Source organism: Saccharomonospora cyanea NA-134 (assembly GCF_000244975.1).
GTDB lineage: Bacteria > Actinomycetota > Actinomycetes > Mycobacteriales > Pseudonocardiaceae > Saccharomonospora > Saccharomonospora cyanea.
In genome coordinates this window covers 4,315,268-4,339,179 of record NZ_CM001440.1, presented here as the reverse complement: position 1 = coordinate 4,339,179, position 23,912 = coordinate 4,315,268, and the positions used below count along the sequence as shown (strand labels likewise).

The following is a 23,912-nucleotide window of genomic DNA, read 5'->3' as shown; positions in this document are numbered from 1 at the left end:
CCGAATCCCTTCACCGCAATGGCCGCACATCCACTGACCATCGACGTAACCGACCGCTTGGTTGGTACTGTGACTGATCACAGTTCGTCACTGCTGTATGTTGCGTTCGCTAGATAGATGTCACCCTTTGGTCACGATCCTTCAAGAAGTGCTGACCGATGGTGGTCATCCTTCTTAGCGTTCCCCCGCAGTGCGCCAATCGAGTGTGATGGGCGTGTCATAAGCTCCGGCGCTAACCGGAGAGTTGGGTCCCACTGAGGAGTCCGGGACTCAGTGCTAGGAGGGCACACGTAATGAGGAGATCGAAGGCCATCTCCGCGTGGTCGATGCTCGCCGCGTCAGCGCTCGTGCTGAGCGCGTGCGGCGGGGGCGGAGACGACGCGGCGGATGCGAACAGCGGCTCGACCGTCGATGTCAAGAGCTTGGCGGAGGGCAAGGCGCAGGAGGGTGACACCTTCAAGCTCGCCGACGTCCCGGAGATGGACCCCGTCACGGTGGCCGTCGACGAGGGCTACTCCGCGTACAACAACAACACCGCGGACGCGAACAGCTCGTACAACAACTACGTGCTCACCAGCGTCATCGCGGGTCCCACCGTGCTGGACGGCAACAACAAGGTCCTGCTCAACGGCGACGTGATGGAGTCCATCGAGGTCACCTCCGAGGACCCGTTCACCGTCGAGTGGAAGATGAAGCAGGGCGTCAAGTGGTCCGACGGGGATGAGTGGGACTGCCGCGAGTTCTACTTCGCCTGGCTCGCCAGCTCCGGCACGACGGACGGCTTCAACTCCGCCTCCACCACGGGCTACGAGCTCATGACGCCCGAGTGCACTGACGACTACACCTTCAAGGCCGAGTTCAGCGAGCCCTACCTCGACTACAAGGGCATGTTCGCCGACGTGCGTCTCATGCCCGCGCACATCGTGGAGAAGGAACTCGGCATCGACGACATCCGCGACGTCGAGCCGAAGTCGAAGGAGGCCAAGGAGGTCGCCGAGTTCTGGTCGGGCGAGTGGAAGGGCTTCAAGCCCGAGATCATGCCCGGCTCCGGCCCCTACAAGATCAAGTCCTTCGACTCGAACTCCGACACGGTCGTTCTGGAGAAGAACCCGCACTGGATCGGCGCCAAGGGCGGGCCGAAGGAAGTCACGATCCGCGCGATCCCGGACACCAAGGCCATGGCCACCGCGCTGCAGAACGGTGAGATCGACGTCGCCGCTTCGACCCAGCCGGACGCCACCGCGGCCGACACCCTGAAGAGCCTGGCCTCGCAGGGCGTGAAGTACGCCTCCGCGCCGCAGCTCACCTACGAGCACCTCGACCTGAACCTCAACCGCGACGTCTTCAAGGACGAGGCCGCGCGCAAGGCGTTCTTCGAGGTCGTCAACCGCGAGGAGATCGTCAACAAGCTGCTGAAGCCGGTCCAGGCCGACGCCAAGCCGCTGGGCAGCATCGTCTTCTTCAGCAGCGAGGAAGGCTACGAGGACCGCTACAGCGACAAGATGAACAAGGGCGCCGAAGCGGCCATGAAGACCCTCGAAGAGGGTGGCTGGAAGAAGGGCCCGGACGGCATCTACGCCAAGGACGGCGTGAAGTTCTCGGTCGAGATCTCGCACAACGAGAACGCCCGCCGCAGCCAGACGGTCGAGATCATCCAGTCGCAGGCCCGCGCGGCCGGCATCGAGATCAAGGACGACACCGACCCGAACTTCCTGAAGGGCCGTGTCGACAAGGGTGACTACGACATCGCTCTGTTCGGCTGGTCGTCCGCGCCGTTCAAGGCCGAGTCCAAGGCCATCTACATCAGTGACGGCAACCAGAACTGGCAGGGCCTGAGCGACCCGAAGATCGACGAGGCGTTCGACAAGGCGACCTCGGCGACCAAGCCGGAAGACGCGCTCAAGAACTACATCGCGGCCGACGAGGCGATCGCGGAGAACTACGCCACCGTGCCGCTGTTCGAGACGCCGTCGATGTGGGCCTTCCGTGGTATCGACCGCGTGTACATGCAGTCGTACAACGGTGCTCTGTGGAACGTCGGGGAGTGGGAGGCCGCCGAGTAATCGGCGCTGCCCACCCGTCACCGGCTGACGTCTGAGACCGTCGGGGGCCGGACACCATACCGGCCCCCGACGGTCCGACGTTAGTAGCTGTTCACGCGAACCCGACCCCCACTACCGTGGCGCGGGACGGTGACGAAATAATTCCGGGCGATCCCGGGACTAGGAGCAAGTCGTTGAACCTGGTTTTCTACATCCTTCGCCGTCTGGCGATCTCGATTCCGATCCTGCTGATCGGAAGCTTTCTGGTCTTCGTGATGGTGGCCGGTGCGGGCGACCCTCTCGCGGAACTGCGTACCCAGCCGAACATCAATCAGGAATCCATCGACGCGATCGCGCACGAGCTCGGTCTGGACAAGCCGCTGATTCCCAGGTACTTCGACTGGCTCGGCGGGTTCGTGACCGGTGACTGGGGCATCTCGATCGCGCAGGGCTCCGCGATGGAGCCGGTGTTCCCGAAGATCATGGACGCCTTCTGGGTGTCGATCCGCCTGATCCTCGGGGCCGAGATCCTGGCCGTCATCCTCGGTGTGGCCGTGGGCCTGCTCGCTGCGGTGAAGCAGTACAGCGTCGTCGACTACGCCGCCACCACGCTGGCGTTCCTGTTCTTCTCGATGCCGATCTTCTGTGTCGCCATCGTGCTGAAGATCTACGCGATCGACCTCAACGTCGTCATCAACAACCTCGGCCTGAACGACATCTTCGGCAACCCGTTCCTGAGAACGACCAGCCCGGAATCACTCGAGTCGGACGGGTTCTGGGACTTCATCATCAAGTACACGGGCGCCTTCCTGCTGCCGACGCTGTCCATCATGTTCATCAGCTTCGCCGCGTACAGCCGGTTCCAGCGTTCCTCGATGCTGGAGACGCTGAACATGGACTACGTGCGGACGGCACGCGCCAAGGGGCTGACCGAGCGGCGTGTCATCCTGAAGCACGCCTTCCGGAACGCGTTGATCCCGACGACCACGCTGTTCTCCGTGAACTTCGTGACCGTCGTGACGGGCGCCGTCATCACCGAGCGGGTGTTCAACTGGAACGGCATGGGCGCCGTGCTCGTCGAGGCCGTGAACAAGAACGACCCGAACGTGATGATGGGCTGGGTCGTGGTGATCTCCATTGCCGTGATCATCGCGAACCTGATCGCGGACTTGTTGTACGGCATTCTGGACCCGAGGATTCGCGTTGGCTGACATGAACTCGCTTGTGACCGGTGCGGAAACCGGTGGCAAGCCACCGATCACCGAAGGCGAACTGAGCACCGAGGCGCTGCCGGAGCCGCGCAGCCAGGGCGCGCTCGTCCTCCGGAAGTTCCTGCGGCACAAACTCGCGATGATCAGCGTCGGCATGCTGCTGCTGATCACGTTGGTCGCGCTGCTCATGCCGGTCTTCTGGCCGCACAGTTACTGGGACTCGTCGTTTTCGTCGTTCGCCGAACCGAGCGCCGACCACCCGCTGGGCACCACGCAGGTCGGCAAGGACATGGTGTCGCAGATCCTGCGGGGCACCCAGTACTCATTGCTCATCGCGATCACGGTGTCGCTCGTGGCGACGTTCATCGGTGTCGTGTTGGGCGCCTTCGCCGGGTACATGGGCGGGTTCGTCGACTCCGCCATCTCGCGTCTCACCGACCTGTTCCTGATCATCCCGGCGATCGCGGCCGCCGCGATCCTGGTGAAGGTCTTCAGCGGCAGTTGGTGGGTCGTGGCGGTGGTGCTCGCCGCGTTCGCGTGGATGCCGATCGTGCGTATCACGCGTGCCGAGGCGATGTCGTTGTCGCAACGGGAGTTCGTCGAGGCGGCGAGAGCGTCGGGCGCCAGTACCGGGCGCATCGTGTTCAAGCACCTCGTGCCGAACATGGTCGGTACGATCACCGTCAACGCCACCCTCGCCGTGGCTCAGGCAGTGCTCGCCGAGGCGGCTCTGTCGTTCATCGGCCTCGGTGTGAAGCCGCCGGACACCTCGCTCGGTCGCGTCATCTCGGAGAACTACGCGCAGATGACAGGGCGTCCCTGGTTGTTCTTCGGGCCGTTCGTCGTCCTCGTGCTGATCTCCCTGTCGATCAACTTCATCGGTGACGGCCTGCGTGACGCGTTCGACCCGCGTCAGCGAAAGGTCAAGGCCTAGAAGGCTTTTCGTCTCCACGGCACAGGGGAGCGTCGACCGCGTGAGCGGTGACGCTCCCCTGTGCCGTTTCATCGTGTCCGCGGTCTGCGTACGGATGTCCGCCTCGCAGGACGCGAAGAGAGCCGTGCGAGAACTGCGGAGACGACGGCACGAAAAAAGGGGCGGTACCAAACGGCACCGCCCCTTTTTCGGGTTCCGGCAGGCTCTTCTGCGAGGCTTTCCGGTCAGTCCTTGACCGGAGCCACCCGGCCTTCCTCCCATGCCCGCCTGCGCTCGGCCTGCAATGCGGGGTCGGCCACGGGAGCCGCGGACAGCAGCCGCTTCGTGTAGTCCTGCTGCGGGTTGTGCAGCACCTGCTCGCGCGTACCCACCTCGACCAGCTTGCCGCGCTGCATCACGGCGACTCGGTCGGCCAGCAGGTCCACCACGGCGAGGTCGTGGCTGATGAACAGGCACGCGAACCGCAGGTGCTGCTGAAGGTCGAGGAACAGGTCGAGGACCTTGGCCTGCACCGACACGTCCAACGCCGACGTGGGTTCGTCCGCGATGAGCAGTTTGGGGTTGAGCGCCAGGGCGCGCGCGATGGCGACCCGCTGGCGCTGACCGCCCGACAGCTCGTGCGGGTAACGGTTGCGGTAGTGGCCGGACAGCTGGACCTTGTCGAGCAGGTCGGTGACCCGGTTGTCCAGGTCCTTGCCGGACAGGATCTTGTGCAGCACCAGCGGTTCGGCGATCGACTCGCCGATCGTCATCTTCGGGTCCAGAGTGGACGCCGGGTCCTGGAAGACGATGGAGAAGTACTTACGCAGCGGACGCAGGTCCTTCTGCGACATCGTGGTGATGTCGGTGCCGGCGATGGACACCGTGCCGGAGGTGGGCTTCAGCAGCCGGATGGCGCACCGCCCGACCGTGGACTTGCCCGAACCGGACTCGCCCACCAGGCCGACGATCTCACCACGCTCGATGTGCAGCGACACGTTGTCGACGGCTCGGTTCTTACCCTGCCTGCCCTTGCCCGGGTACTCGAGCACGAGATCCTTGATCTCCAGCGGCGGAGCCGCGCTGTCGAGTCGCGACTCGAGTTCCTCGTGGGCCTTGCGCAGTGCCTCGTCACTCTTGCTCTCCGTGACACTGACCTGCGGGGCGTCCAGCAGGCGCCGACCCTCGGGACGCTGGCCGAGTACCGGAACGGCGGCCAGCAGTCGCTTGGTGTAGTCCTGCTGCGGGTTGGCGAACAGCTCCCGAACCGGGGCCTGCTCGACGATCTCACCCTGGTACATCACCACCACGCGGTCGGCGAGGTCGGCGACGACGCCCATGTCGTGGGTGATGAGGACGATGGCTGTGTTGAGCGTGTCACGCAGCTTGCGCAGCAGGGCGAGGATCTCGGCCTGCACCGTGACGTCGAGCGCGGTCGTCGGCTCGTCGGCGATGATGACCTTCGGGTCACAGGAGATCGCCATGGCGATGACCACGCGCTGGCGCAGACCGCCGGAAAGCTGGTGCGGGTACTGCTTGAAGCGCCGCTCCGGCTCCGGAATACCCACCATGTCGAGCAGTTCGATGGCCCGCTTGTCGGCGGCCTGCTTGGAGATGTCCTGGTGAGCCCGCAGGGACTCCCGGATCTGCCAGCCCACCGTGTACATCGGGTTCAGGGCCGTCATCGGCTCCTGGAAGATCATGGCGACGTCGCTGCCGCGGTGCTTCCGCAGCTGCTTGGGGGACATGCCGCCGAGGTCGATCCCGGCCAGGCTTCGCGCACCGTCGATCTTCGCGGTCTTCGGCAGGAGTCCCGGCACCGACATCGACGTGACCGACTTGCCGGACCCCGACTCCCCGACGATCGCGAGAATCTCGCCGGGGGCGACGTCGAAACCGATTCCCTTGACCGCTTCGACGACGCCGTCCTCGGTCGAGAAGGAGATCTTCAAATCCGAAATGGACAGCACGGATTCCGACGATTCCGCCGACTGCGGCGATACTGCTTCTACGCTCACCAGAAGCCCTTCGTGAGGGAGATTAGGGTGTCACGGCGATGTGTGGTTGTGACTCGGCGCGAGGATAGTGCAGACGCGCCGGTGTGGGGACGGTACGAACGAACTAATCTTAAGTTGTGACCTCGGTAGATGGCCGTAGGGTGCTGTTCGTTCACGCACACCCCGACGACGAGAGCATCACGACAGGTGGGACGATCGCCCGCTACGCCGCCGAAGGGGCCCACGTCACAGTGGTGACCTGCACCCTCGGCGAGGAAGGCGAGATCATCCCTGGCGAGCTCGACCAGTTGGGCTCCTGGGCCGGTGATCAGCTCGGCGGTTACCGGATGGGTGAGCTGGCCGAGGCCGGTGCGGCACTGGGCTGGGCGGAACACCGCTTCCTCGGCGGTGCGGGGCGGTGGCGCGACTCGGGGATGGCCGGGACGGCGTCGAACGAGCATCCACGCGCGCTCGTCCAGGGTTCCCTCGACGAGCAGACCGAGCAGCTCCTCTCCGTGTTCGAGGAGTTACGTCCCGAGGTCGTCGTCACGTACGACTCGAACGGCGGGTACGGGCACCCCGACCACATCCGGGCCCACGAGATCGCCACGGCCGCGGTGCGACGGGCCGAGGGCGTGGGCCGGTTGTTCCACACGGTGTCGTCGGCGGAGGCGACGGCGCGAGGGCTCGCCATGCTGAGGCAGGACGAACGCGTGCCGTTCCGCGTGCCCGCCGACGAGGAGTTGCCCGCCACGCCGGACGCCGGCATCACCACGCGGGTCGACATCACGGGCCACCGTGAGGCGAAGTTCGCGGCACTGCGCGCCCACCGCACCCAGGTGACCGTGGGGCCGGACTGCTTCGCGCTCTCCAACGGCATCGCGCAGCCGGTGCCCGACACGGAGTTCTTCGTGCTGGTCCACGGGCCCGCCGAGGGCGCGGAGACCGACCTCTTCGGAGGTCTGCCGCTGTGCTGACCGCCCCGGGGACGTCGTCGGTCAGCAGGTGGCCGGTCATCGTGTTGCTCTCCGTGGACGCCGTGCTGCTCGCCACGCTGGAGCTGTTCTACCTGCCGTTGCGCCTCGACGGTGTGGTGTTGCCGAAGGCCGGTGACGTGCCGTTGCCGCTCAGCGCGCTCGTGGCCGCCGTCACCACGCCGTTGCTCGTGACGACGGCCGAACGACTGGTGTCACGCAGGCTGGCCATGGTCCCGCTGCTGGTGTGGTTCGTGACGCTGCTCGTGCTGGGTGTCGAGGGGCCGGGCGGCGACAGCGTCCTCATGGTCGACTGGAGGGCACTGCTCCTGTTGGCGGGTGGTGCGCTGCCCGCCGCGATGGCGCTCGGAGGATCGTTGGGACGATCGGCGGTGTCCGACACGGGAACGAGGTAGTGCCTGTGGGCGAGCCGATCAGTGACAGACACGTCGTCAAGGTGCTGCGACCGTTCGTGAGGGCGGCGGGGCCGATGGTCGACGCGCTACGGGAGTCCGACCCGTTCGGGCTCACCACACAGACCGCACAGACCGCACAGAACTCGGAGGGGGACACCGAGTCCACGGTGCGTGCCAGGCTCGCCGAGGCGCTGAAGTCGGTGAGGGTCCCCGGGTCGGTCGCGTGGAACGCGATGGACGTCGACGACCGGGTCGACTGGTGGGTCAACCGGGTCGGCCGGTTCACCTCGCTGCTCACCGCCGCTCCCGGACTGCTCGGCGCACTGGCCGACCGGCTTCCGGTCCAGGACACGATGGGCGTGGCGTCGCAGGGTCTGTTGTTGTGCGCCATCGCCGGTGAACACGGTGTCACGGAGGTCGCGGAGCGCGTCCGGCTCATCGGGTGGGTGCTGTTCGAGCGCGACATCGACCCCCGCATCGCGGAGGGCGGGTACGAGGGCTACGACGTCGCGGGGGAGAACGAGCGGACGGCGGAGCTCTCGGAGGACCTGCCCGAGGGCGGGCGCAGGAACTCCCGTCTCGGTGTCAAGGCGGGCGCACGCACCCTGTGGAAGCTCGGCCGGTCGCTGTTCGCGATCACGGGAGAGCTGGAGAAGCGGCCGAGCGGCAGGCTCTACCACCAAGCACTCGGCGCGTTGCCGGTGGTGGGGCTGGTGGGTAACTACTTCGGCGAGCGCGCGGGTCTCAGGCGGGTGGCCAAGCGGGCCCGTACGTGGTTCGCCGAGCACCGGTGACGTCGGCCGCCTTGCGCGCTCACCGCCAGAACATGAAGACGTACTGCCCCACGCTTGCCGCGAACGCGTCCCCGCCGACCGCCGCGAACACCGTGTCGGTGAGCGTCCAGAGGGCCTCGCCGACGGCGGGAACGCCGAGGACCAGCGCGAACAGGACGAGCGGAGCCCACGGGCGGGCCTTCGCGCCGAACTCGCGAGCCTGCGGCGACAGGTAGGGCTCGATGGCTCCGAAGCCGTCCAGGCCCGGCACCGGAAGGATGTTGATGACGAAAGCGAGGATCTGCAGCGACGCGAGATAGGACAACCCGGCGAACAGCCCCGGCGGCATGGAGACCGTGGCCACGAGTGCGGTGAGCACGACGCCGAGGGCGAGGTTGCTGAGCGGGCCCGCCAGGGACACCCATGACGACACCGCACGTGAACGCAGCGCCCAGCGGTTGATCCACACCGCGCCGCCGGGCAGCGGGATTCCACCGACGGCGAGGATGATCAACGGCAGCACCAGCGACATGATCGGGTCGGTGTAGCGCCGGATGTCCATCGACAGGTAACCCTTGGCCGCCACCTCGCGGTCGCCACCCTTGTAGGCCACGAACGCGTGCCCGAACTCGTGCAGGGTCAGTGACAGGGCCCACCCGCCGATGATCAGCAGGAACATTCCCAGCGTGCCCAGCACCGACCGGTCGAGGATGTCCTCGATCGTTGTCAGCGTGGTGGTGAGCACGCCGCCGGCGACGGTGACGGCGAGGATCGCGTAGAACAGCAGGCTTGGGCGAACGACTGAGCGTTGCACGGGCTTGGTGTGTCCTCTCCGTTCACCCTCTGCGGCGAACTTCCGGCGCAACCGGTTGAAACCGGTCGAGGTCTCCTCGGCGTGTCCCCTTGCGCACGCCGTCCCAAGTATCCCCCAACCTTGCTACTCTGCTTGACCCGGCCGCACTACACAGGTGTAATCACATTGATGTCATTCCGCTGTCTTAAAAGGGGGGCAGTCGGGGCATCCAGTACCGCCGGCCCTGGGAGTGCGTGAAAGCGAGGAGGCGGACGTGCGGTTGGACACTACTGGAATGGAATGGGGGAACGTCATGGAGTTGGGTGGACACCCGGAAAGCGATCGGGGTGTGCTCACCGAGCTCTTCGACGTGACGGGGGAGCAGGATTGGCAGGAGCGTGCCCTGTGCGCGCAGACCGACCCCGAAGCGTTCTTCCCGGAGAAGGGGGGCTCGACCCGGGAAGCGAAGCGCATCTGCCAGGTGTGTGAGGTGAGGGACGACTGCCTGGAGTACGCCCTGGCGCACGACGAGCGGTTCGGGATCTGGGGCGGTCTCTCCGAGAGGGAGCGGAGGAAGCTGAAGAAACGCGCCGTGTGACCTGCGGTGCCGGTCGCTCGTTAGAGTGAGTGCCCTTGCTCGTCTCTGTACGCGGAGAGGCACTTGCCGTTCACGATCGTCCCTTCGCAAGTTCGTACCGCGCTCTCACCGGCTGCGTTGCGCCGTCCTGGCGGGCGGAGTGTTCCACCGGTCGGCCATCGGCCGGGTGTGTCGAGCATTCTGACCGATACTCGTGCCGAGGTCGAGCGTGCCCCGATCGACGGCGTGTTGCCGCCGGAGACGCCCGGTAGGTGTGCCGCGCCTTCGGTGAGGGGCCGGTGATGCGGGCGTTGCGGTCGCGTTGGGTTCCGCCAGCGGTACTGACCGGCGTACTCACCGTCGTCGCCTTGGGAGCGCACTCGGGTCGGCTCGGGCTCTCCCTCGCCGGTGGCGCACTGCTTCCGGTCGGTGATCTCGGCGATGTGTGGAGCGAGTACCTCGCTGCTTGGCACGGCACCGTCGGCGGTGCCTCCGGCGGTGCCCCGCCGGCCTTGGCCGTGCTCGGCGTCCTGGGAGCTCCTCTCGCGCCGGTGGGCGGGCCTGCTGCGGTCGTGGCGGTGTTGCTGCTGGCCGACGTCCCGTTGGCGGCTCTGTCCGCTTACGCCGCCACCCGGCGGATACCTGTGGCCCGTTGGGTCAGGGCGTCGACGGCTGCCGCCTACGGACTTCTACCCCCGGCCACCGCAGCCGCTGTGCAGGGCCGACTCGACGTCGTCGTGCTGCACGTCCTGTTGCCGCTGTTGCTGGCGGGAGTGTTCGTGGTGACGTACGGGCCGATGCGCGAGCGGTGGTTGAGCGCAAGCGTGTTGTGCGCGCTGGGGGTGGCGACCACGGCGGCGTTCTCGCCCGTGGCGTGCCTCCTGCTGCTGCTCGTGGCGTCGATCGCCTTCGTCGCCGCGCCAGGCCGGGACCGGCCGAGGGCCCGGGCCGGTGCGTTCGCGGTGCTCGTGCTGCTGCCCGCGGGGCTGCTGCTGCCGTGGCTGCCCGTGCTCGTGGCTCACCCCGTGCTCGTGCTGCACGGGGTGAGTGGTCCAGGCACCCAGGCACCCACGCTGGTGGAACTGCTCGCCCTCGACCCGGGAGGACCGGGCGGCTCGCCGGCGGGAGTCGTCGTGGTGGTGGCGGCGTTCACGGCTGTCGTCGCGCGGCCCACGTCCCGCATGGCGCCTGCCGCGGGGCTCGTGCTGGTGGGAGTGCTCGGCGCGGCCGTCCTGTCGTTCGTGCCAGCCCGTCCGGTCCGTGGTGGTCCGGCGGCCTCCGCCTTCGCCGGTGCCCCGTTGCTGTTGGTCGGCGCGGGACTGCTCGTCACCGTGCTGGTCGCCTGCGTCCGCGTGCCGGAACGAACACGGACGTCCCGGACGCGCGTCGCCGTGGTCGGTGCGGTGTGTGGTGTGTCGGTGTTGGCAGGCTGTGACGTCATCGCCGGGCGAGGTGGGCCGTTGGTGAACCAGCCGAGCCCGCCGATGGAACCGATGATCGAGGAACTCGCCTCGACCGGTCGCGGAGTCCTGGTGCTCGGCGACCCGGAGGCCCCGCACGACGTCCCGCGACTCACCTCCGGCCGGGCACCCCGCTTCGGTGACGACGCGCTGGCGCCCGTGGAGACGATGGCGTCACGGGCGCAGGCCTGGCAACGGCAGCTGCTGAGCGGGAGACCCGAGGCGGTCACCTCGGCGGTGACCTCGGCTGCGGCTTCGGGTGTGCTGTTCGTGGTCCTGCCGCGGGGAGACGACGGCCGGCCGCTGCGGAGCGCGGCGGGTGAACTCGCCGAACCCGCACCACCCACCACCGACGGGCGTGCGGTGCTGCGGCTGACCCCCGAGGCGGGCGCGGCGACGCTGATCTCGTCGGAACAGGCCCGCCGGTCGGTCAGCGGCCTGCCGCCCGACGCCGAGCTGCTGACCCCGCCCGCGTCGGCGGCGGTGGACGCCGCGCCGCCCGAGATCGGAGTGCGGGTGTCGGAGGGGCCCGAAGGTCGTCTGCTGGTGTTGTCGGCGGCCTACGAACCGGGATGGCGCGCCACGGTGGACGGCGTCGCGGTTCCGATCGTGCGGGCGTGGGAAGGCCAGGTGGCGGTGGCCGTGCCGCCGGAGCCCGCGGAGGTCCGCGTGAGTTTCGACAGCGCTCGGCACGACGTGTTGCTGCTGGGGCAGCTCGCGGCCGTGCTGTTCACCGTGCTGACGGCGCTCCCGTCGTTGCGGCGCCCGGCTCGACGGTGACGACCACCGCGTCGACGACGTGGCTCCCGCGCGGCTCCCACACCGTCAGCCTCCGTCGATGATGTCCGGTTCGACTCCGAGGTAGTTGGCCACCTGCTCCACGAGGACGTCGTGGACGAGCTCGGACAACTCGGTCGGGTCCTTCGCCCTCGCCTCCAGCGGGCGGCGGTAGAGGACGATCCTCGCCCTGGTGGGCAACCCGTCGCGATCCACCCCGGCCGGCACCAGCCGGGACAGGGGGACCCTTCCGTCCAGCAACACACCGTCGACCTGCGTGGAGGGGATCTCCATGCGCACCTCGGGGACCTCGTCCACGGCTACGTCGAGCTCGGTGAGATCGTGCCGCCACCGGGCCTCGATCGGCTCCAGGGCGTCGAGCACGAGGGCGTCGAACTTCTCGGCCCGGCTCGACGCGGCGGGCAGCGTGGACGGAAACAGCGGCCCTCGCAGACCACGACCATGCCGGTCGCGGCGCAACCGCTGTCGCGAGCCTTTCGCCATAGCCACGAGGGGAAGCCTACGCCGCCACGTCACCGTGACATTCTCGGTGTGTCGGCAGCACGCGGGACCTCTGACAGGATATGGTGAGCAACTGTGCGGAGCGTGCGAAAGTGTTCGCGAACGGGTTGCCTCGAACCCGCTGTTGCGACGCTGACCTACGCCTACAGCGACTCCACGGCGGTGGTTGGTCCGCTGGCCACGGCGTCGGAGCCCCATTCGTACGACCTCTGCGAGGCTCACGCCCTGAGGCTCACGGCGCCCAAGGGCTGGGAGGTCGTCCGCCACGAGGGTGAGTTCGCTGCGCCGGAACCGTCCAGCGACGAGTTGACCGCGCTGGCCGAAGCCGTGCGTGAGGCCGGAAGGTCCGACCGCCCGCCGCCTCCCCCTTCCCAGCAGCAGGAACAGCCGAGAACGGGCCAGGGCAGGCGGGGACACCTGCGGGTACTGCCCGGCCGCGCCTGAACGTCCGGACGTGTCGGTAGGCTTCCTCGCGGGTATCGAGGCTTGCGGAAGCCTACATCGGAGACGATCGGGGAGAGGCGTGTCAGACCTGTCGGCCATCGTGAAGGCGTACGACATCCGTGGTGTCGTCGGTGAGGAGCTGACCGAGGAACTGGTCACCGACTTCGGTGCCGCCTTCGCGTTGCTCATCAAGCCCGACTCGCCCTCGGTGGTGATCGGGCACGACATGCGGGAGTCGTCACCGGGCCTGGCCAGGGCGTTCGCGAACGGCGTGACGTCGCAGGGGCTCGACGTGGTGTCGATCGGCCTCGCCAGCACCGACGAGCTGTACTTCGCTTCCGGCTCGCTGAACATGCCCGGTGCGATGTTCACGGCCAGCCACAACCCCGCCCGATACAACGGGATCAAGCTCTGCCGTGCGGGCGCCTCCCCGGTGGGGCAGGAATCAGGACTCGCCGAGATCAGGGACACCGTCGAGCACGGTGTGCCCGAGTTCGCGGGTCAGCACGGCAAGGTCACCGAGCGCGACGTGCTCAGCGACTACGTGGCCCACCTGCACCGACTCGTCGACCTGAGCGGCAGCCGCCCGCTGAAGGTGGTCGTCGACGCGGGCAACGGCATGGGTGGGCTCACCGTGCCGCGCGTGTTCGAGGGCCTGCCCATCGAGGTCGTGCCGATGTACTTCGAGCTGGACGGGACGTTCCCCAACCACGAGGCCAACCCGCTCGACCCGGCCAACATCGTGGATCTCCAGGCGAAGGTCCGTGAAGTGGGTGCCGACCTCGGACTCGCGTTCGACGGCGACGCCGACCGCTGCTTCGTGGTCGACGAGAACGGCGACCCGGTGTCGCCGAGCGCCATCACCGCGCTCGTGGCGGTGCGGGAGCTCGCGAAGGAGCCCGGCGCCACGATCATCCACAACCTCATCACGTCCAAGGCGGTTCCCGAGATCGTCGCCGAGCACGGGGGCACGCCGGTGCGCACCCGCGTCGGGCACTCCTTCATCAAGGAGCAGATGGCCGAGACAGGCGCCATCTTCGGTGGCGAGCACTCGGCCCACTACTACTTCCGTGACTTCTGGCGTGCCGACACGGGCATGCTCGCGGCTCTGCACGTGCTCGCGGCGCTGGGCGAGCAGGACGGCTCGCTGTCGGCGCTGACCTCCGAATACAGTCGCTACGCCGCGTCCGGTGAGATCAACTCGACGGTGGACGACCAGGCCGGGCGGCTCGCCGCCGTGAAGGAGGCGTTCGGGGGTCGCGACGGGGCCGAACTCGACGAGCTCGACGGGCTCACGGTGGACCTCGGCGAGCGCGGTTGGTTCAATCTCCGTGCGTCCAACACGGAGCCGCTGCTCCGGTTGAACGTCGAGGCGTCCGACGAGGCGGCGGTGCGCTCGTTGACCGACGAAGTCCTTGCCATCGTGCGTGGTTGAGTCACGGGTCCTCAATCCGTCACACCGATCTGACGTCACGTATGAACTCGCTAGTGGTAAAGAGGAAGCATGGCCGTCACGCTTGATGCGCAGCTGTTGGAGATCCTCGCGTGCCCCGCGCCGGACCACGCTCCGTTGACGCCGGGTGCGCCGGGTGACCCGGATGCGGATGCGCTGACCTGCACGTCGTGCGGACGGGTCTACCCGGTGCGTGACGGAATCCCCGTGCTCCTGCTCGACGAGGCAACTCCCCCGGACGACGGCGGGCGTGACAACGATGACCAGACCAGTTCCGATGGCGCTTGACGACAGCCTGCTCGACGACCCGACGCGGTTGGCCGACGCCGACGGTGCCGGGCTGCTGAGAGCCGCCGCCATGGCGGGCGCCCAGGTGCGGGCCACCGCCGAGACCGCTGCGGAGCTGGAGCTGAGCGAGCGACTCGACGTCGGCAGGCCACGTTCCCTGGTGATCGTGTCCCGCCCGGGGGTGGGGCACACCGCGGCGAGACTACTGGAGGCCCTCGTCGCTCCGGCCAGTCCCGTGCCGGTGGTCCTGAGCGACGTGGTGCCCAGCTGGGTCGGGGCGCTCGACGCGGTGTTCGCACACACCGACGATCCGTACGACCACGAGTTGGCCCGGTCGTTGGAGCGGGCCGCGAGGTACGGCGCCGGTTTGGTGTTGTCCGCACCGTCGGAGGGACCGGTGGCCTCGTCCGTGGCGGGGCGTGGGGTGGTCCTCGCTCCCCGCGTGCCGGTGCCCGAGGAGTTCGCGCTGGCGAGGGCCCTCACGGCGGGCCTGCTCACGACCAACACGCTCGGCTTGTCGGTGGCCGACATCGAAACCCTCGCCGACCGTTTGGATCACGAGGCCGAACGCTGCCACCTCGGTCACGAGTCGTTCGTCAATCCCGCCAAGTCGCTGGCGTTGCGGCTGGCCGAGCGTACCCCGCTTTTGTGGGGACTGGACTCGGTGGCCGTGGGGGCGGCCCACCATGCCGCATACGCTCTGGCCGCCCATGCGGCCGTCGTCGCGGACGTCGCGCACTACCGTCAGGCGCTGTCCCGGTCTGCGCTGCGGAGGGCGGCCGCGGACGTCTCGGGAAGCAACACGATCTTCGCCGATCCCGAGGACCGGACGGGGGAGAGTGCCCCGGTTCGAGTGGTGCTGCTCGCGGTGATCACTGGGCAGGCGGCGGACGGCAGTCGGCATCGGGCCGGGGAGTTGCTGCCGTCGGCGGACGTTCTGGCGCCGGCGGACGAGATCGTGGCCGATGACGCCGCCCGCGCGGCCGTTCTTGCGCTGCGGTTCGAGTTCGCGGCGCTCTACCTCGGTCTCGCGGCGGGAACGATTGGGGGAGCTGGCCGCGTTGCGCCCGCAACCGCGTAGAGCCAGTACACGAGAAAAGGCCGGTGGACGGCCGGCGAGGAGTTGAGTTGACCGTGGAACTGCTGCGCAACGCAGTCCGGCCCTACGCGTGGGGCTCCAGGACCACGATCCCGGAACTGCTGGGGCGTCCGGTGCCCGCGCCGCATCCCGAGGCGGAGCTCTGGATGGGAGCGCACCCGGGCGACCCCTCCCGCGTGGTGAGTGAGGACGGGACGGAGCGGAGCCTGCTCGACCTGGTGGAGAGCGACCCGGTCGGACAGCTCGGTGAGGACTGCGCGGGCCGGTGGGGCGGTCGGTTGCCGTTCCTGCTCAAGATCCTCGCGGTGGAGGAGCCGCTGTCGATGCAGGCTCACCCGTCGGCGAAGCAGGCGGCGGAGGGTTGGGCCCGCGAGGAGGCGGCGGGCATCCCGAAGGACGCGCCGAACCGGAACTATCCCGATCCGACGGCCAAACCGGAGCTGGTGTGCGCGCTGACGGAGTTCCACGCGCTCGCCGGGTTCCGGGACCCGCGCCGCACCGTGCGCCTGTTGCGGGCCATCGACACTCCCGGGCTCACCAGGTACACCGAGTTGCTGGCCGCCCAGCCCGACCCGGACGGGCTCCGGGCGTTGTTCACGACGCTGATCACCATGCCGCAGCCCACCCTCGACCAGCTCCTGCCCGAGGTGCTCGACGCGTGCGTGCGGCACATCAAGGAACACGGCGAGTTCGACACCGAGTGCCGCACCGTGCTCGAACTGGGCGAGGCACACCCGCACGACGCCGGTGTGCTGGCCGCGTTGCTGCTGAACCGGCTCACCCTCCACGCAGGAGAAGCCCTCTACCTGCCCGCGGGCAACCTGCACCTGTACCTGCACGGCACCGCCGTGGAGATCCTCGCGAACTCCGACAACATCCTGCGTGGCGGGCTGACGCCCAAGCACGTGGACGTGCCCGAGCTCCTGCGGGTGGTCGACTTCGCGTGTGGTGACATGCCCGTGTTGTGCGGGGAACGCGGTGTGCTCGACGAGCGCGTCGCCGTGTACCGCACCGACGCGCCGGAGTTCGAGCTGTCACGTCTCGAGTGGGCGGACGGCGACAACGGCGAGGTGCGGCTCGGTGGGTCAGGCCCACAGATCCTGCTCTGCACCCAGGGCGAGTTGTTGCTCTGTTCCGAGGACGGTACGAAGGTCGAGCTGCGCCGTGGGGAGTCGGTGTGGTTGCCCGCGTGCGATCCCGAGGTGCGGATCCGGCCCACGCTCAGCGGTTCGGCCAGGGTCTTCCGGGCGACTGCCGGTACGTGCGCCTGACGGGGACGAACAGCCGCCGCTGACCTGGCACGATTTCGTGTACCCGGCAGCTGGCGTCCCCCTGCCGGAGGCGCGCAGGCCGTTTCGTGCGTCTCAGGCCGGGCCGCGCTCCGTCCCCGGTGTGACGACGTGGGAACCGGGTGCCACAGCACAGCGGTCCCACCGGGCCTTTAAGCTGCACTCCGATCGACGCGGGCCGGTCGGTCTGCGCACACGAAGGGGGAAACCGTGGCAGCAGAAGGTGGGACCAAGGCGATCCTCGCGGCGTTGTTCGCGAACGCGGGTATCGCCGTGTCCAAGTTCGTGGGCTTTCTGATCACCGGATCGTCGTCGATGCTGGCGGAGTCGGTGCACTCGGTGGCCGACACCTCCAACCAGGGGCTTCTGTTGCTGGGGCAGAAGACCTCGAAGCGCCGGGCGACCAAGGCGCACCCGTTCGGTTACGGACGGGAACGCTACTTCTACTCGTTCATCGTGGCGCTGATGCTGTTCACGCTCGGCTCGGTCTTCGCCCTGTACGAGGGCATCCACAAGATCCAGCATCCGGAGGAGCTGTCGTCCCCGATGGTGGCCGTGGTGATCCTCGTGGTGGCCATCGCGCTGGAGTGCTACAGCTTCCGCACCGCCATCGTCGAGTCCAAGCGGTTGAAGGGCGACAAAACGTGGTGGGCGTTCATCCGGCAGTCGAAGACTCCTGAACTGCCCGTGGTGTTGCTCGAGGACGCCGGGGCCCTGTTCGGGCTCGTCTTCGCGCTGCTCGGCGTCGGCCTCGCGGTGGTGACCGGCGACCCGGTGTGGGACGGCGTGGGCACGCTGATGATCGGTGTGCTGCTCGGAGTCATCGCGATCACGCTGATCGTCGAGATGAAGAGCCTGCTCATCGGCGAGGGCTCGGGTGACCGCGAACTCGAGGCGATCGTGGGCGAGCTGGTGTCGGGGGACGTCGAGCGGGTGATCCACATTCGCACCCAGTACATCGGGCCGGAGGAGCTCCTGGTGGCCGCCAAGCTGAGTCTGCGCGAAGGTCTGGACATGGCCGCCGTCGCCACGGCGATCGACGAGGCCGAGGCCCGTGTCCGCGCGAAGGTGCCCGCGGCTCGGCTGATCTATCTGGAGCCGGACCTGTACCGCGTCACCGTGTGAGAAGTCGCCGGAGCGAGGCGGTTTGTTGCGACTTGATGGCGATTGTGTCGTCGGTCGTTACCAATTGGAATCGAATGGATCACCATCACGGATTCGGCATGATGGTTTCACTCTGGGCATATAGAGTGCGGGCGGCCTCCTCCGACTTCGAGGCCACCCGTAATTTCCCTGTATCCCCCGTGTCCCCGACGGAGTGACCCATGCCCCGACTTTTCCGAACCCGAAACCTCGCTGTCGCCGCACTGAGCCTGGGCCTGGCGGTGGCCGCCGTGCCGCCGGCGCTGGCGACGGAGTCCGAAGAGGACCCACGCGCTGTGATCGAGCAGGGCAACGCCACGGAGTGCGAGCAGTTCGGCGGTGGCATCCTGGTGAAGGTCGGCGACGGCGGTGAAGACGTGGAAAACGCCTCGTTGACCTACGAGGGCGGCGTCCCCAACCAGGACAGGTACCTGACGATCACCGACGTGCCCGACGGCATCGTGGTCACCGCGATCGTCGTGAAGGGCGGCCCCCGCTACAACGTGTACGTGCCGGGGGAGCGTGGGCTGTCCGAGACCGTGCCCTGGGAGGACCTGCGGTCCCCGCTGAACAACGGTGGCAACATTCCCGCGATCAGCCACTGGTTCGCCTGCGGTGAGGAGGCGCCGTCCGAGCCGCCGACCACCGACCCGGAGACCACGGAGCCGAACCCCGACCAGCCTGAGCCGAGCGAGCCCGGCACCGAGGAGCCCCCGGCGAGTGAGCCGACCGACGTGCCGTCGTCGACGGCGGTGAGTGAACCCACCACCTCGAACCCCGCGGGCGGCCCGAGTGCGCCGGAGACCACCGAAAGCGCACCCGCACCGGTGGCCGAGGACGGCGACCTGGCCTCCACCGGGTTCAGCAGTGGCTGGTTGATCGGTCTCGGTGCCGCGCTGCTCGTGGGCGGCGGTGCGTTGCTCGCCCTGACGCGGATGCGCAAGGGCAAGGCCACGTCCTGACCCCAGGCTGCCCTACAGCCTCGGCGCGCCGAGGGCATCACTCGGCACGGGCCCGGTCGGCCGGGTCGGCTCGGGGATGGCAGGCGACGGGCCGACCAGACCTGCCGCATACGCCACGGCCCTGTCCCACTCGGGCTCGACGACGTAGTCGCCATGCCTGCGTACGCCCGGAGCCCAGCGCCGCCCCTTGACCGGACCGGCCGCCGGGTCGGGAAGCCAGTGGTCGCCGCCGAGCACCAGCGCGCCGTGAGGGCCGCGCTCGGCGGCGTCCAGCGGTCCGACCCCACCTTCGGGCAGGTAGCCGACACCAAGCAGTTCGCCGCCCGCGACCTGGTGGCGCCACGTGGTGGCACCACCGCCGAAGGTGTCGGTGCCCCGGCAGAGTCCCCGCCAGCGGCCGGAAAGAGTGCCGAAGACCCGGACGAGCGCCTCGTGCCCGAACACGCCCGGAAACGCGCGCTGGTACCCCCACTGCAACGGAGTGCCCGCCGTGAGCAGCCCGAGTCGTTCGATTTCGGGTTCGGAGAGTTCCGCGCTCAGCCTGCCCGCGGTGATGACGGCGAGCAGGCCGCCCACGTGGTATCCGGCGAGGACGACCCGGCTGTCGGGCGCGCGTAGGTGTTCCTTGGCGCGCTCGGCCAGTTCGGGAACCACTTTCAGCGCGTACGACGGCGGTACCACGGGGTGCGCGACGCGGGGCCAGAAACACACCAGATCGGTGAACGCGGCGAGGTGACGTACCCGGAGTGTTCCCGTCGCGGTGGTGAAGACCGCACGCAGCAGCGCGAAGGCCAGCCCGCCGAGCGCCACCACTCCCACCGCCGACAGGGGTTTCAGAAAGTCCGGGATCTCGATCGCGCCGACGCGCACGGCCACGAGCGCACCCGCACCCGCGATCATCGCCAGGACCACGGCCAGCACGATGCGGTGCAGGTGCTTGCGTTCCCAGGCGGCCCTGGCCCATGCGGCGGTGGCTTCGTCGACGTCCTCCTCGCGGGTTTCCATGAGACGCAGCACCTCGGGCACTCCGCGCCGGACCCTGCGCAGCGGCACCGCAACGGCGAACACCGGCACGGCGACGAGCGCGGCGAACACCAGCCCCGCGCCCCACAGCAAGGTGATCAGTGTGTAGCCCTCGGGGAGGGCGAGCGAGGAATCCAGCATGTGCCGGGCGGCGATCGCCAGGCCGGCACCGAAGCCACCGCCCAGCAACGCCCCCAGTGCGAGCACGGGTGCCGCCGCCCAGCCACCCACCCACGGCCGAAGCCGTCGGGGCAGCGCCGACCACGTGCGCCTCGCCACGATCGCCGTGGGCACGAGCAGCAACGCGAAGAGCACGCACACGGCGAACAACGCCGCCGCCACCAGTTCCACGGTGGCGTTCGCACCCGAGGACACCTGCCCCGACAGCGGCGTCGCCACTACCGCGGCCACGCCGACCAGCACCAACGCGAGCGTGATGAGCCCGGCACGCGGCACCGGTCCCAGCAGGCGGTGCGCCCGCAACGCCGCCGCCCCCGCGCCGAACCCGAGCAACACCAACGCGAGCACCCAGACGACGGCGTCCACGGTACGGGTGGGCGCCGTCAGGGGACCGCCGAGCAGCATGAGCACGACGACGCTGAGCGCGGCCACCGTGTGCAGACAACGCAACGTGGTCGTCTCCTGCTCGTCGTCCAGCAGTGTCCCGCCGGGAAGGTCCGGCCGGTGCTCCCGTAGGCGAGACGCTCGCACCTCCCAGGACGTGGAGGCCACGACGAACAGGACCCCGATCAGTACCAGCAGTGGTGCGAGGCCCAGTGCGGTGCGAACGCTCGCCGTGTCACGCAGCCACGACGGCGCGGCTTCCAGGCACGCCCCTGCGGGACGCAGGCACTGCGTCGCCAGGAGATCGAGGCTCACCACCGCGAGCTGGCCCACCAGCAGCATGGTGAGCAGCAGCGCGGCGACCCGCAGCAGCGCCCGGCAGACCGCCGACAGAGTCTGCGAGGCCCGCGACCCCGAGTCAGGCGGCAACATCCACTGTGCGACGTTGACCAGCGAGAACGGAAACAACAGTGCCCACGCCGCCTTCGCCGCCCCGCCCGAGGTCATGCGGCTCCACAGGTAGCCCTCCAGCGTCCGGGGCACGGAACGGCCGGGTGCTCGCAGAACCGGGCCGGGCGCAGGCCGACGCAACCGGTCGCACGGCCGGATGATCCTGCCGATCCCGTCGCCGTCGACGTCGACGGTGCCCGTCGAGTCCAGCAGATCGTCCCCACTGGTGCCGATGAGTCCCGGGACACGTAACTCGACGACGTGGGTGTCGGGGCCAGGGAGTGGCACGCGCGCAAACACCTCGCTCACTGTGGTCGGAACTCGTGGTCTGCCTGCTCACAGCCAAAGTCGATCGTGCACCCACAGTAACGAAGTAGTGACGTCTCCGCTGGTCACCGCGTGGAGCAAGTCGGCACCCGGTCGGGCGAAACCGGGGTACGCCACAATGGGCGCATGGGGCGATTGGTGGCCGTCGAGGGCCTCGACGGGGCGGGCAAGCGCACGTTGACGGACGCGCTCACCGCGGCGCTACGCGAGCACGGCGCGACGGTCACCACGGCCGCGTTTCCGCGATACGGCAGGGACGTGCACGCCGACCTCGTCAGGGAGGCCCTGCACGGCGAACACGGTGATCTCGCTGAGTCCGTGTACGGCATGGCGCTGCTGTACGCGCTGGACCGCAGGGACGCCGCCACCGAACTCCGGGCGGCACTCGCCGACCACGATGTGGTGCTGCTCGACCGGTACGTCGCGTCGAACGCCGCCTACCAGGCGGCCAGGCTGAGCCAGGGGATCGACGGCCCCGTGGTGCGTTGGGTGCGGGAAATGGAAATCGAACGTTTCGGACTGCCTGTCCCCGACACCCACCTGCTGTTGCGGGTACCTGTCGAGGTCGCCGCCAGTCGCGCCGCCAACCGAGCGCGGCACGACTCGACCCGGGAGATGGACGCCTTCGAGTCCGACGACGCGCTCCAGGCACGATGCGCGCGCGTGTACGACGAACTCGCAGCGGCGAACTGGCTGTCCGAGTGGCACGTCGTCGACGGCAGCCGCGACCTGACGGCCGGACCGGAGTCGACCGAGGCGATGGCCGTGCTCGCGAAGAGGCTCTACCTGGGGAAGTGACCGAGTTGCGACGACAGTTCGGTCGCCGCGTCGGTCAGTGGCCGGACGAGCTGCGGCACGCGGTCGCGCGAGAGCCGGTACGACGGTCCCGACGCGCTCATCGCCGCGATCACCTGGCCGTCGGCGCCGAAGATGGGCACCGCGACGGCGTGCATACCGAGCTCCAGCTCCTCGAACGAAGCGGCGTAGCCGTTCCGTCGCACGCGGGCGAGTTCGGCGCGCAGGTCGTCCGGGGCCACGGTGGTGCACGGGGTGTAGCGTTCCAGCCGCTCGCGTAACAGGAGCTCGCGTGTGTGTTCCGGCAGGTGAGCGAGCAGTACCTTGCCGCTGGACGTGGCGTGCAACGGTGTGCGCCGCCCGGTCCAGTTCCGGGCGGTGACGGCCGCGGACCCGAACGCCTGGCTGATGTTGATCGCCACCCCGTCGTCGGCGACGGCGATGTTGACGGTCTCTCCGAGTGACTCGGCCAGTGACCGGCAGGTCTCGTTGCCCAGCCTGGCGAGATCGAGCCTGCCCATCGCGGCACCGGCGATCCGGACGACGCCGAAGCCAATGGCGTACTTGCCCCGCTGCCCGAGCTGTTCCACGAGATTGCGCGACTCCAGCGAACCCACGAGCCGGGAAGCCGTGGACTTGTGGACGCCCAGCTCGGCGGCGATCTCCGTGATGCCGGCCTCACCCTTCCTGGCCAGCAGTTCGAGCACGCTGATCGCGCGGTCGACCGACTGGACGGTGCCGGCAGCGCCTTTCGCAGACTCGGAGTTCCGCATAGCGCAACGGTAACGTGTGAAGGCAAACGCTCAGGTCACGCGCAGGTCGCGAAGGGCCCTCACCGGGTGCGTCAGCCGTCTGAGCGCCGGGCTCCCCGGCTCCTTTTTCACCGGGTCGTGCACATTGCGCAAGACGTAAATGCGAATATGTGCCCATGAAGGCGCGTGTGCTGGTCGTCGACGACGACCCCGCTCTGGCTGAAATGCTCACCATCGTGCTGCGCGGTGAGGGGTTCGACACCGCCGTGGTGTCCGATGGTTCCCGTGCACTGCCTGCGCTGCGCGAACTCAAACCCGACCTCGTCCTGCTCGACCTCATGCTGCCCGGTATGAACGGCATCGACGTCTGCAAGGCGATCAGGGCCGAGTCGGGTGTGCCGGTCGTGATGCTCACGGCCAAGAGCGACACCGTGGACATCGTGCTCGGACTGGAGTCGGGTGCCGACGACTACGTCGTCAAGCCGTTCAAGCCGAAGGAACTCGTGGCGCGGGTGCGGGCGCGGTTGCGGCGCACCGAGTCCGAGCCCGCCGAGACACTCACGATCGGCGACCTGCACATCGACGTGCCCGGACACGAGGTGACGAGGGACGGCAGGTCGATCGCGCTGACACCGCTGGAGTTCGACCTCCTCGTGGCGCTGGCCCGCAAGCCGCGCCAGGTGTTCACCCGTGAGGTCCTGCTCGAACAGGTCTGGGGCTACCGCCACGCCGCCGACACGCGGCTGGTGAACGTGCACGTGCAACGCCTGCGGTCGAAGGTGGAGAAGGATCCCGAGCACCCCGAGGTCGTGCTCACCGTCCGCGGTGTCGGTTACAAGGCCGGGCCACCGTGATGGTGCTCGTAAGG

At 68.5% G+C, this 23,912-nt stretch carries 22 protein-coding genes; 17 read left to right on the top strand and 5 right to left on the bottom strand.

All coding sequences use genetic code 11. The features are described from left to right. The first annotated feature begins 293 nt into the window (after positions 1 to 293). The 3 genes from SACCYDRAFT_RS20205 (at position 294) to SACCYDRAFT_RS20195 (ending at position 4,187) form a co-directional block, all read left to right on the top strand. On the top strand, positions 294 to 2,063 hold the full coding sequence (locus SACCYDRAFT_RS20205; RefSeq protein WP_005458988.1) for an ABC transporter family substrate-binding protein: 1,770 nt from the start codon (positions 294 to 296) through the stop codon (positions 2,061 to 2,063). A gap of 173 nt (positions 2,064 to 2,236) precedes the next feature. After that, a complete protein-coding gene (locus SACCYDRAFT_RS20200) occupies positions 2,237 to 3,253 on the top strand; it encodes an ABC transporter permease (RefSeq protein ID WP_005458986.1) in 1,017 nt (338 codons plus the stop codon). A gap of 1 nt (position 3,254) precedes the next feature. Beyond that, on the top strand, positions 3,255 to 4,187 hold the full coding sequence (locus SACCYDRAFT_RS20195) for an ABC transporter permease (protein ID WP_005458985.1): 933 nt from the start codon (positions 3,255 to 3,257) through the stop codon (positions 4,185 to 4,187). A 224-nt stretch (positions 4,188 to 4,411) separates the two neighbouring features. Here the strand turns inward: SACCYDRAFT_RS20195 and SACCYDRAFT_RS20190 are convergent, their stop codons facing one another. Then, positions 4,412 to 6,184: an ABC transporter ATP-binding protein gene (locus tag SACCYDRAFT_RS20190; protein WP_005458984.1), complete on the bottom strand. Its 1,773-nt coding sequence runs from the start codon at positions 6,182 to 6,184 to the stop codon at positions 4,412 to 4,414. A gap of 140 nt (positions 6,185 to 6,324) precedes the next feature. Here SACCYDRAFT_RS20190 and mshB point away from each other — a divergent pair, with 140 nt between their 5' ends. Genes mshB through SACCYDRAFT_RS20175 form a run of 3 tightly spaced genes read left to right on the top strand, consistent with a single transcriptional unit; the run spans position 6,325 to position 8,347 of the window. Further along, the gene (mshB, locus tag SACCYDRAFT_RS20185; RefSeq protein WP_005458983.1) at positions 6,325 to 7,140 is read left to right on the top strand and encodes an N-acetyl-1-D-myo-inositol-2-amino-2-deoxy-alpha-D-glucopyranoside deacetylase; all 816 of its coding nucleotides are present in this window, start codon (positions 6,325 to 6,327) and stop codon (positions 7,138 to 7,140) included. Further along, positions 7,134 to 7,553: a hypothetical protein gene (locus SACCYDRAFT_RS20180; RefSeq protein WP_005458982.1), complete on the top strand. Its 420-nt coding sequence runs from the start codon at positions 7,134 to 7,136 to the stop codon at positions 7,551 to 7,553. The genes mshB and SACCYDRAFT_RS20180 overlap by 7 nt, the downstream gene beginning before the upstream one ends. A gap of 5 nt (positions 7,554 to 7,558) precedes the next feature. Further along, positions 7,559 to 8,347, top strand: a complete 789-nt coding sequence (locus SACCYDRAFT_RS20175) for a hypothetical protein (RefSeq protein ID WP_005458981.1) — start codon at positions 7,559 to 7,561, stop codon at positions 8,345 to 8,347. A 19-nt stretch (positions 8,348 to 8,366) separates the two neighbouring features. Here SACCYDRAFT_RS20175 and SACCYDRAFT_RS20170 read toward each other — a convergent pair whose 3' ends face one another. Then, a complete protein-coding gene (locus tag SACCYDRAFT_RS20170; RefSeq protein WP_005458980.1) occupies positions 8,367 to 9,140 on the bottom strand; it encodes a site-2 protease family protein in 774 nt (257 codons plus the stop codon). A 253-nt stretch (positions 9,141 to 9,393) separates the two neighbouring features. On the opposite strand from SACCYDRAFT_RS20170, the gene SACCYDRAFT_RS20165 reads away from it, so the two are divergent. Both SACCYDRAFT_RS20165 and SACCYDRAFT_RS20160 read left to right on the top strand, forming a co-directional pair. Beyond that, positions 9,394 to 9,717 carry a WhiB family transcriptional regulator gene (locus SACCYDRAFT_RS20165; protein ID WP_005458978.1) on the top strand — a complete coding sequence of 108 codons (324 nt, stop codon included), beginning with the start codon at positions 9,394 to 9,396 and terminating at the stop codon, positions 9,715 to 9,717. Positions 9,718 to 9,998: 281 nt separating this feature from the next. Further along, the gene (locus SACCYDRAFT_RS20160) at positions 9,999 to 11,936 is read left to right on the top strand and encodes a hypothetical protein (protein WP_005458977.1); all 1,938 of its coding nucleotides are present in this window, start codon (positions 9,999 to 10,001) and stop codon (positions 11,934 to 11,936) included. Between the two features lie 45 nt (positions 11,937 to 11,981). Here the strand turns inward: SACCYDRAFT_RS20160 and SACCYDRAFT_RS20155 are convergent, their stop codons facing one another. Further along, on the bottom strand, positions 11,982 to 12,437 hold the full coding sequence (locus SACCYDRAFT_RS20155; RefSeq protein ID WP_005458976.1) for a metallopeptidase family protein: 456 nt from the start codon (positions 12,435 to 12,437) through the stop codon (positions 11,982 to 11,984). 93 nt (positions 12,438 to 12,530) lie between these two features. Here SACCYDRAFT_RS20155 and SACCYDRAFT_RS20150 point away from each other — a divergent pair, with 93 nt between their 5' ends. From SACCYDRAFT_RS20150 to SACCYDRAFT_RS20120, 7 genes are all read left to right on the top strand, one after another. Then, positions 12,531 to 12,899, top strand: coding sequence for a DUF3499 domain-containing protein (locus tag SACCYDRAFT_RS20150; protein ID WP_005458975.1), 369 nt, complete (start codon positions 12,531 to 12,533; stop codon positions 12,897 to 12,899). Positions 12,900 to 12,978: 79 nt separating this feature from the next. Next, a complete protein-coding gene (locus tag SACCYDRAFT_RS20145) occupies positions 12,979 to 14,334 on the top strand; it encodes a phosphomannomutase/phosphoglucomutase (protein ID WP_005458974.1) in 1,356 nt (451 codons plus the stop codon). A gap of 69 nt (positions 14,335 to 14,403) precedes the next feature. Next, positions 14,404 to 14,640 (top strand): Trm112 family protein, encoded by a 237-nt coding sequence (locus SACCYDRAFT_RS20140; RefSeq protein WP_005458973.1) that lies wholly within the window; start codon positions 14,404 to 14,406, stop codon positions 14,638 to 14,640. Continuing rightward, positions 14,630 to 15,721: a hypothetical protein gene (locus tag SACCYDRAFT_RS20135; RefSeq protein ID WP_005458971.1), complete on the top strand. Its 1,092-nt coding sequence runs from the start codon at positions 14,630 to 14,632 to the stop codon at positions 15,719 to 15,721. Before SACCYDRAFT_RS20140 ends, SACCYDRAFT_RS20135 begins: the two co-directional genes overlap by 11 nt. Before the next feature lie 47 nt (positions 15,722 to 15,768). Then, a complete protein-coding gene (gene manA / locus SACCYDRAFT_RS20130; RefSeq protein ID WP_005458970.1) occupies positions 15,769 to 17,010 on the top strand; it encodes a mannose-6-phosphate isomerase, class I in 1,242 nt (413 codons plus the stop codon). Between the two features lie 228 nt (positions 17,011 to 17,238). Next, complete coding sequence (locus tag SACCYDRAFT_RS20125; RefSeq protein WP_005458968.1) at positions 17,239 to 18,153, top strand: cation diffusion facilitator family transporter; 915 nt, start codon at positions 17,239 to 17,241, stop codon at positions 18,151 to 18,153. 200 nt (positions 18,154 to 18,353) lie between these two features. Further along, complete coding sequence (locus tag SACCYDRAFT_RS20120; protein ID WP_005458967.1) at positions 18,354 to 19,133, top strand: hypothetical protein; 780 nt, start codon at positions 18,354 to 18,356, stop codon at positions 19,131 to 19,133. 12 nt (positions 19,134 to 19,145) lie between these two features. Here SACCYDRAFT_RS20120 and SACCYDRAFT_RS20115 read toward each other — a convergent pair whose 3' ends face one another. Next, positions 19,146 to 21,458 carry a hypothetical protein gene (locus tag SACCYDRAFT_RS20115; RefSeq protein WP_052309143.1) on the bottom strand — a complete coding sequence of 771 codons (2,313 nt, stop codon included), beginning with the start codon at positions 21,456 to 21,458 and terminating at the stop codon, positions 19,146 to 19,148. A gap of 165 nt (positions 21,459 to 21,623) precedes the next feature. Here SACCYDRAFT_RS20115 and SACCYDRAFT_RS20110 point away from each other — a divergent pair, with 165 nt between their 5' ends. Next, positions 21,624 to 22,295, top strand: a complete 672-nt coding sequence (locus tag SACCYDRAFT_RS20110) for a dTMP kinase (RefSeq protein ID WP_005458963.1) — start codon at positions 21,624 to 21,626, stop codon at positions 22,293 to 22,295. Here SACCYDRAFT_RS20110 and SACCYDRAFT_RS20105 read toward each other — a convergent pair. Next, complete coding sequence (locus SACCYDRAFT_RS20105; protein WP_005458962.1) at positions 22,280 to 23,065, bottom strand: IclR family transcriptional regulator; 786 nt, start codon at positions 23,063 to 23,065, stop codon at positions 22,280 to 22,282. The genes SACCYDRAFT_RS20110 and SACCYDRAFT_RS20105 overlap by 16 nt on opposite strands. Before the next feature lie 155 nt (positions 23,066 to 23,220). On the opposite strand from SACCYDRAFT_RS20105, the gene mtrA reads away from it, so the two are divergent. Next, a complete protein-coding gene (gene mtrA, locus SACCYDRAFT_RS20100; protein ID WP_005458960.1) occupies positions 23,221 to 23,898 on the top strand; it encodes an MtrAB system response regulator MtrA in 678 nt (225 codons plus the stop codon). Positions 23,899 to 23,912 lie beyond the last annotated feature (14 nt).

Excerpts from the sequence above, each read along its gene's own strand:
- SACCYDRAFT_RS20135 (WP_005458971.1), top strand. The coding sequence starts at position 14,630 with ATGGCGCTTGACGACAGCCTGCTCGACGACCCGACGCGGTTGGCCGAC.
- SACCYDRAFT_RS20140 (WP_005458973.1), top strand. The coding sequence starts at position 14,404 with ATGGCCGTCACGCTTGATGCGCAGCTGTTGGAGATCCTCGCGTGCCCC.
- mtrA (WP_005458960.1), top strand. The coding sequence starts at position 23,221 with ATGAAGGCGCGTGTGCTGGTCGTCGACGACGACCCCGCTCTGGCTGAA.
- SACCYDRAFT_RS20110 (WP_005458963.1), top strand. The coding sequence starts at position 21,624 with ATGGGGCGATTGGTGGCCGTCGAGGGCCTCGACGGGGCGGGCAAGCGC.
- SACCYDRAFT_RS20205 (WP_005458988.1), top strand. The coding sequence starts at position 294 with ATGAGGAGATCGAAGGCCATCTCCGCGTGGTCGATGCTCGCCGCGTCA.
- SACCYDRAFT_RS20155 (WP_005458976.1), bottom strand. The coding sequence starts at position 12,437 with ATGGCGAAAGGCTCGCGACAGCGGTTGCGCCGCGACCGGCATGGTCGT.
- SACCYDRAFT_RS20105 (WP_005458962.1), bottom strand. The coding sequence starts at position 23,065 with ATGCGGAACTCCGAGTCTGCGAAAGGCGCTGCCGGCACCGTCCAGTCG.
- SACCYDRAFT_RS20195 (WP_005458985.1), top strand. The coding sequence starts at position 3,255 with ATGAACTCGCTTGTGACCGGTGCGGAAACCGGTGGCAAGCCACCGATC.
- SACCYDRAFT_RS20120 (WP_005458967.1), top strand. The coding sequence starts at position 18,354 with ATGCCCCGACTTTTCCGAACCCGAAACCTCGCTGTCGCCGCACTGAGC.
- SACCYDRAFT_RS20160 (WP_005458977.1), top strand. The coding sequence starts at position 9,999 with ATGCGGGCGTTGCGGTCGCGTTGGGTTCCGCCAGCGGTACTGACCGGC.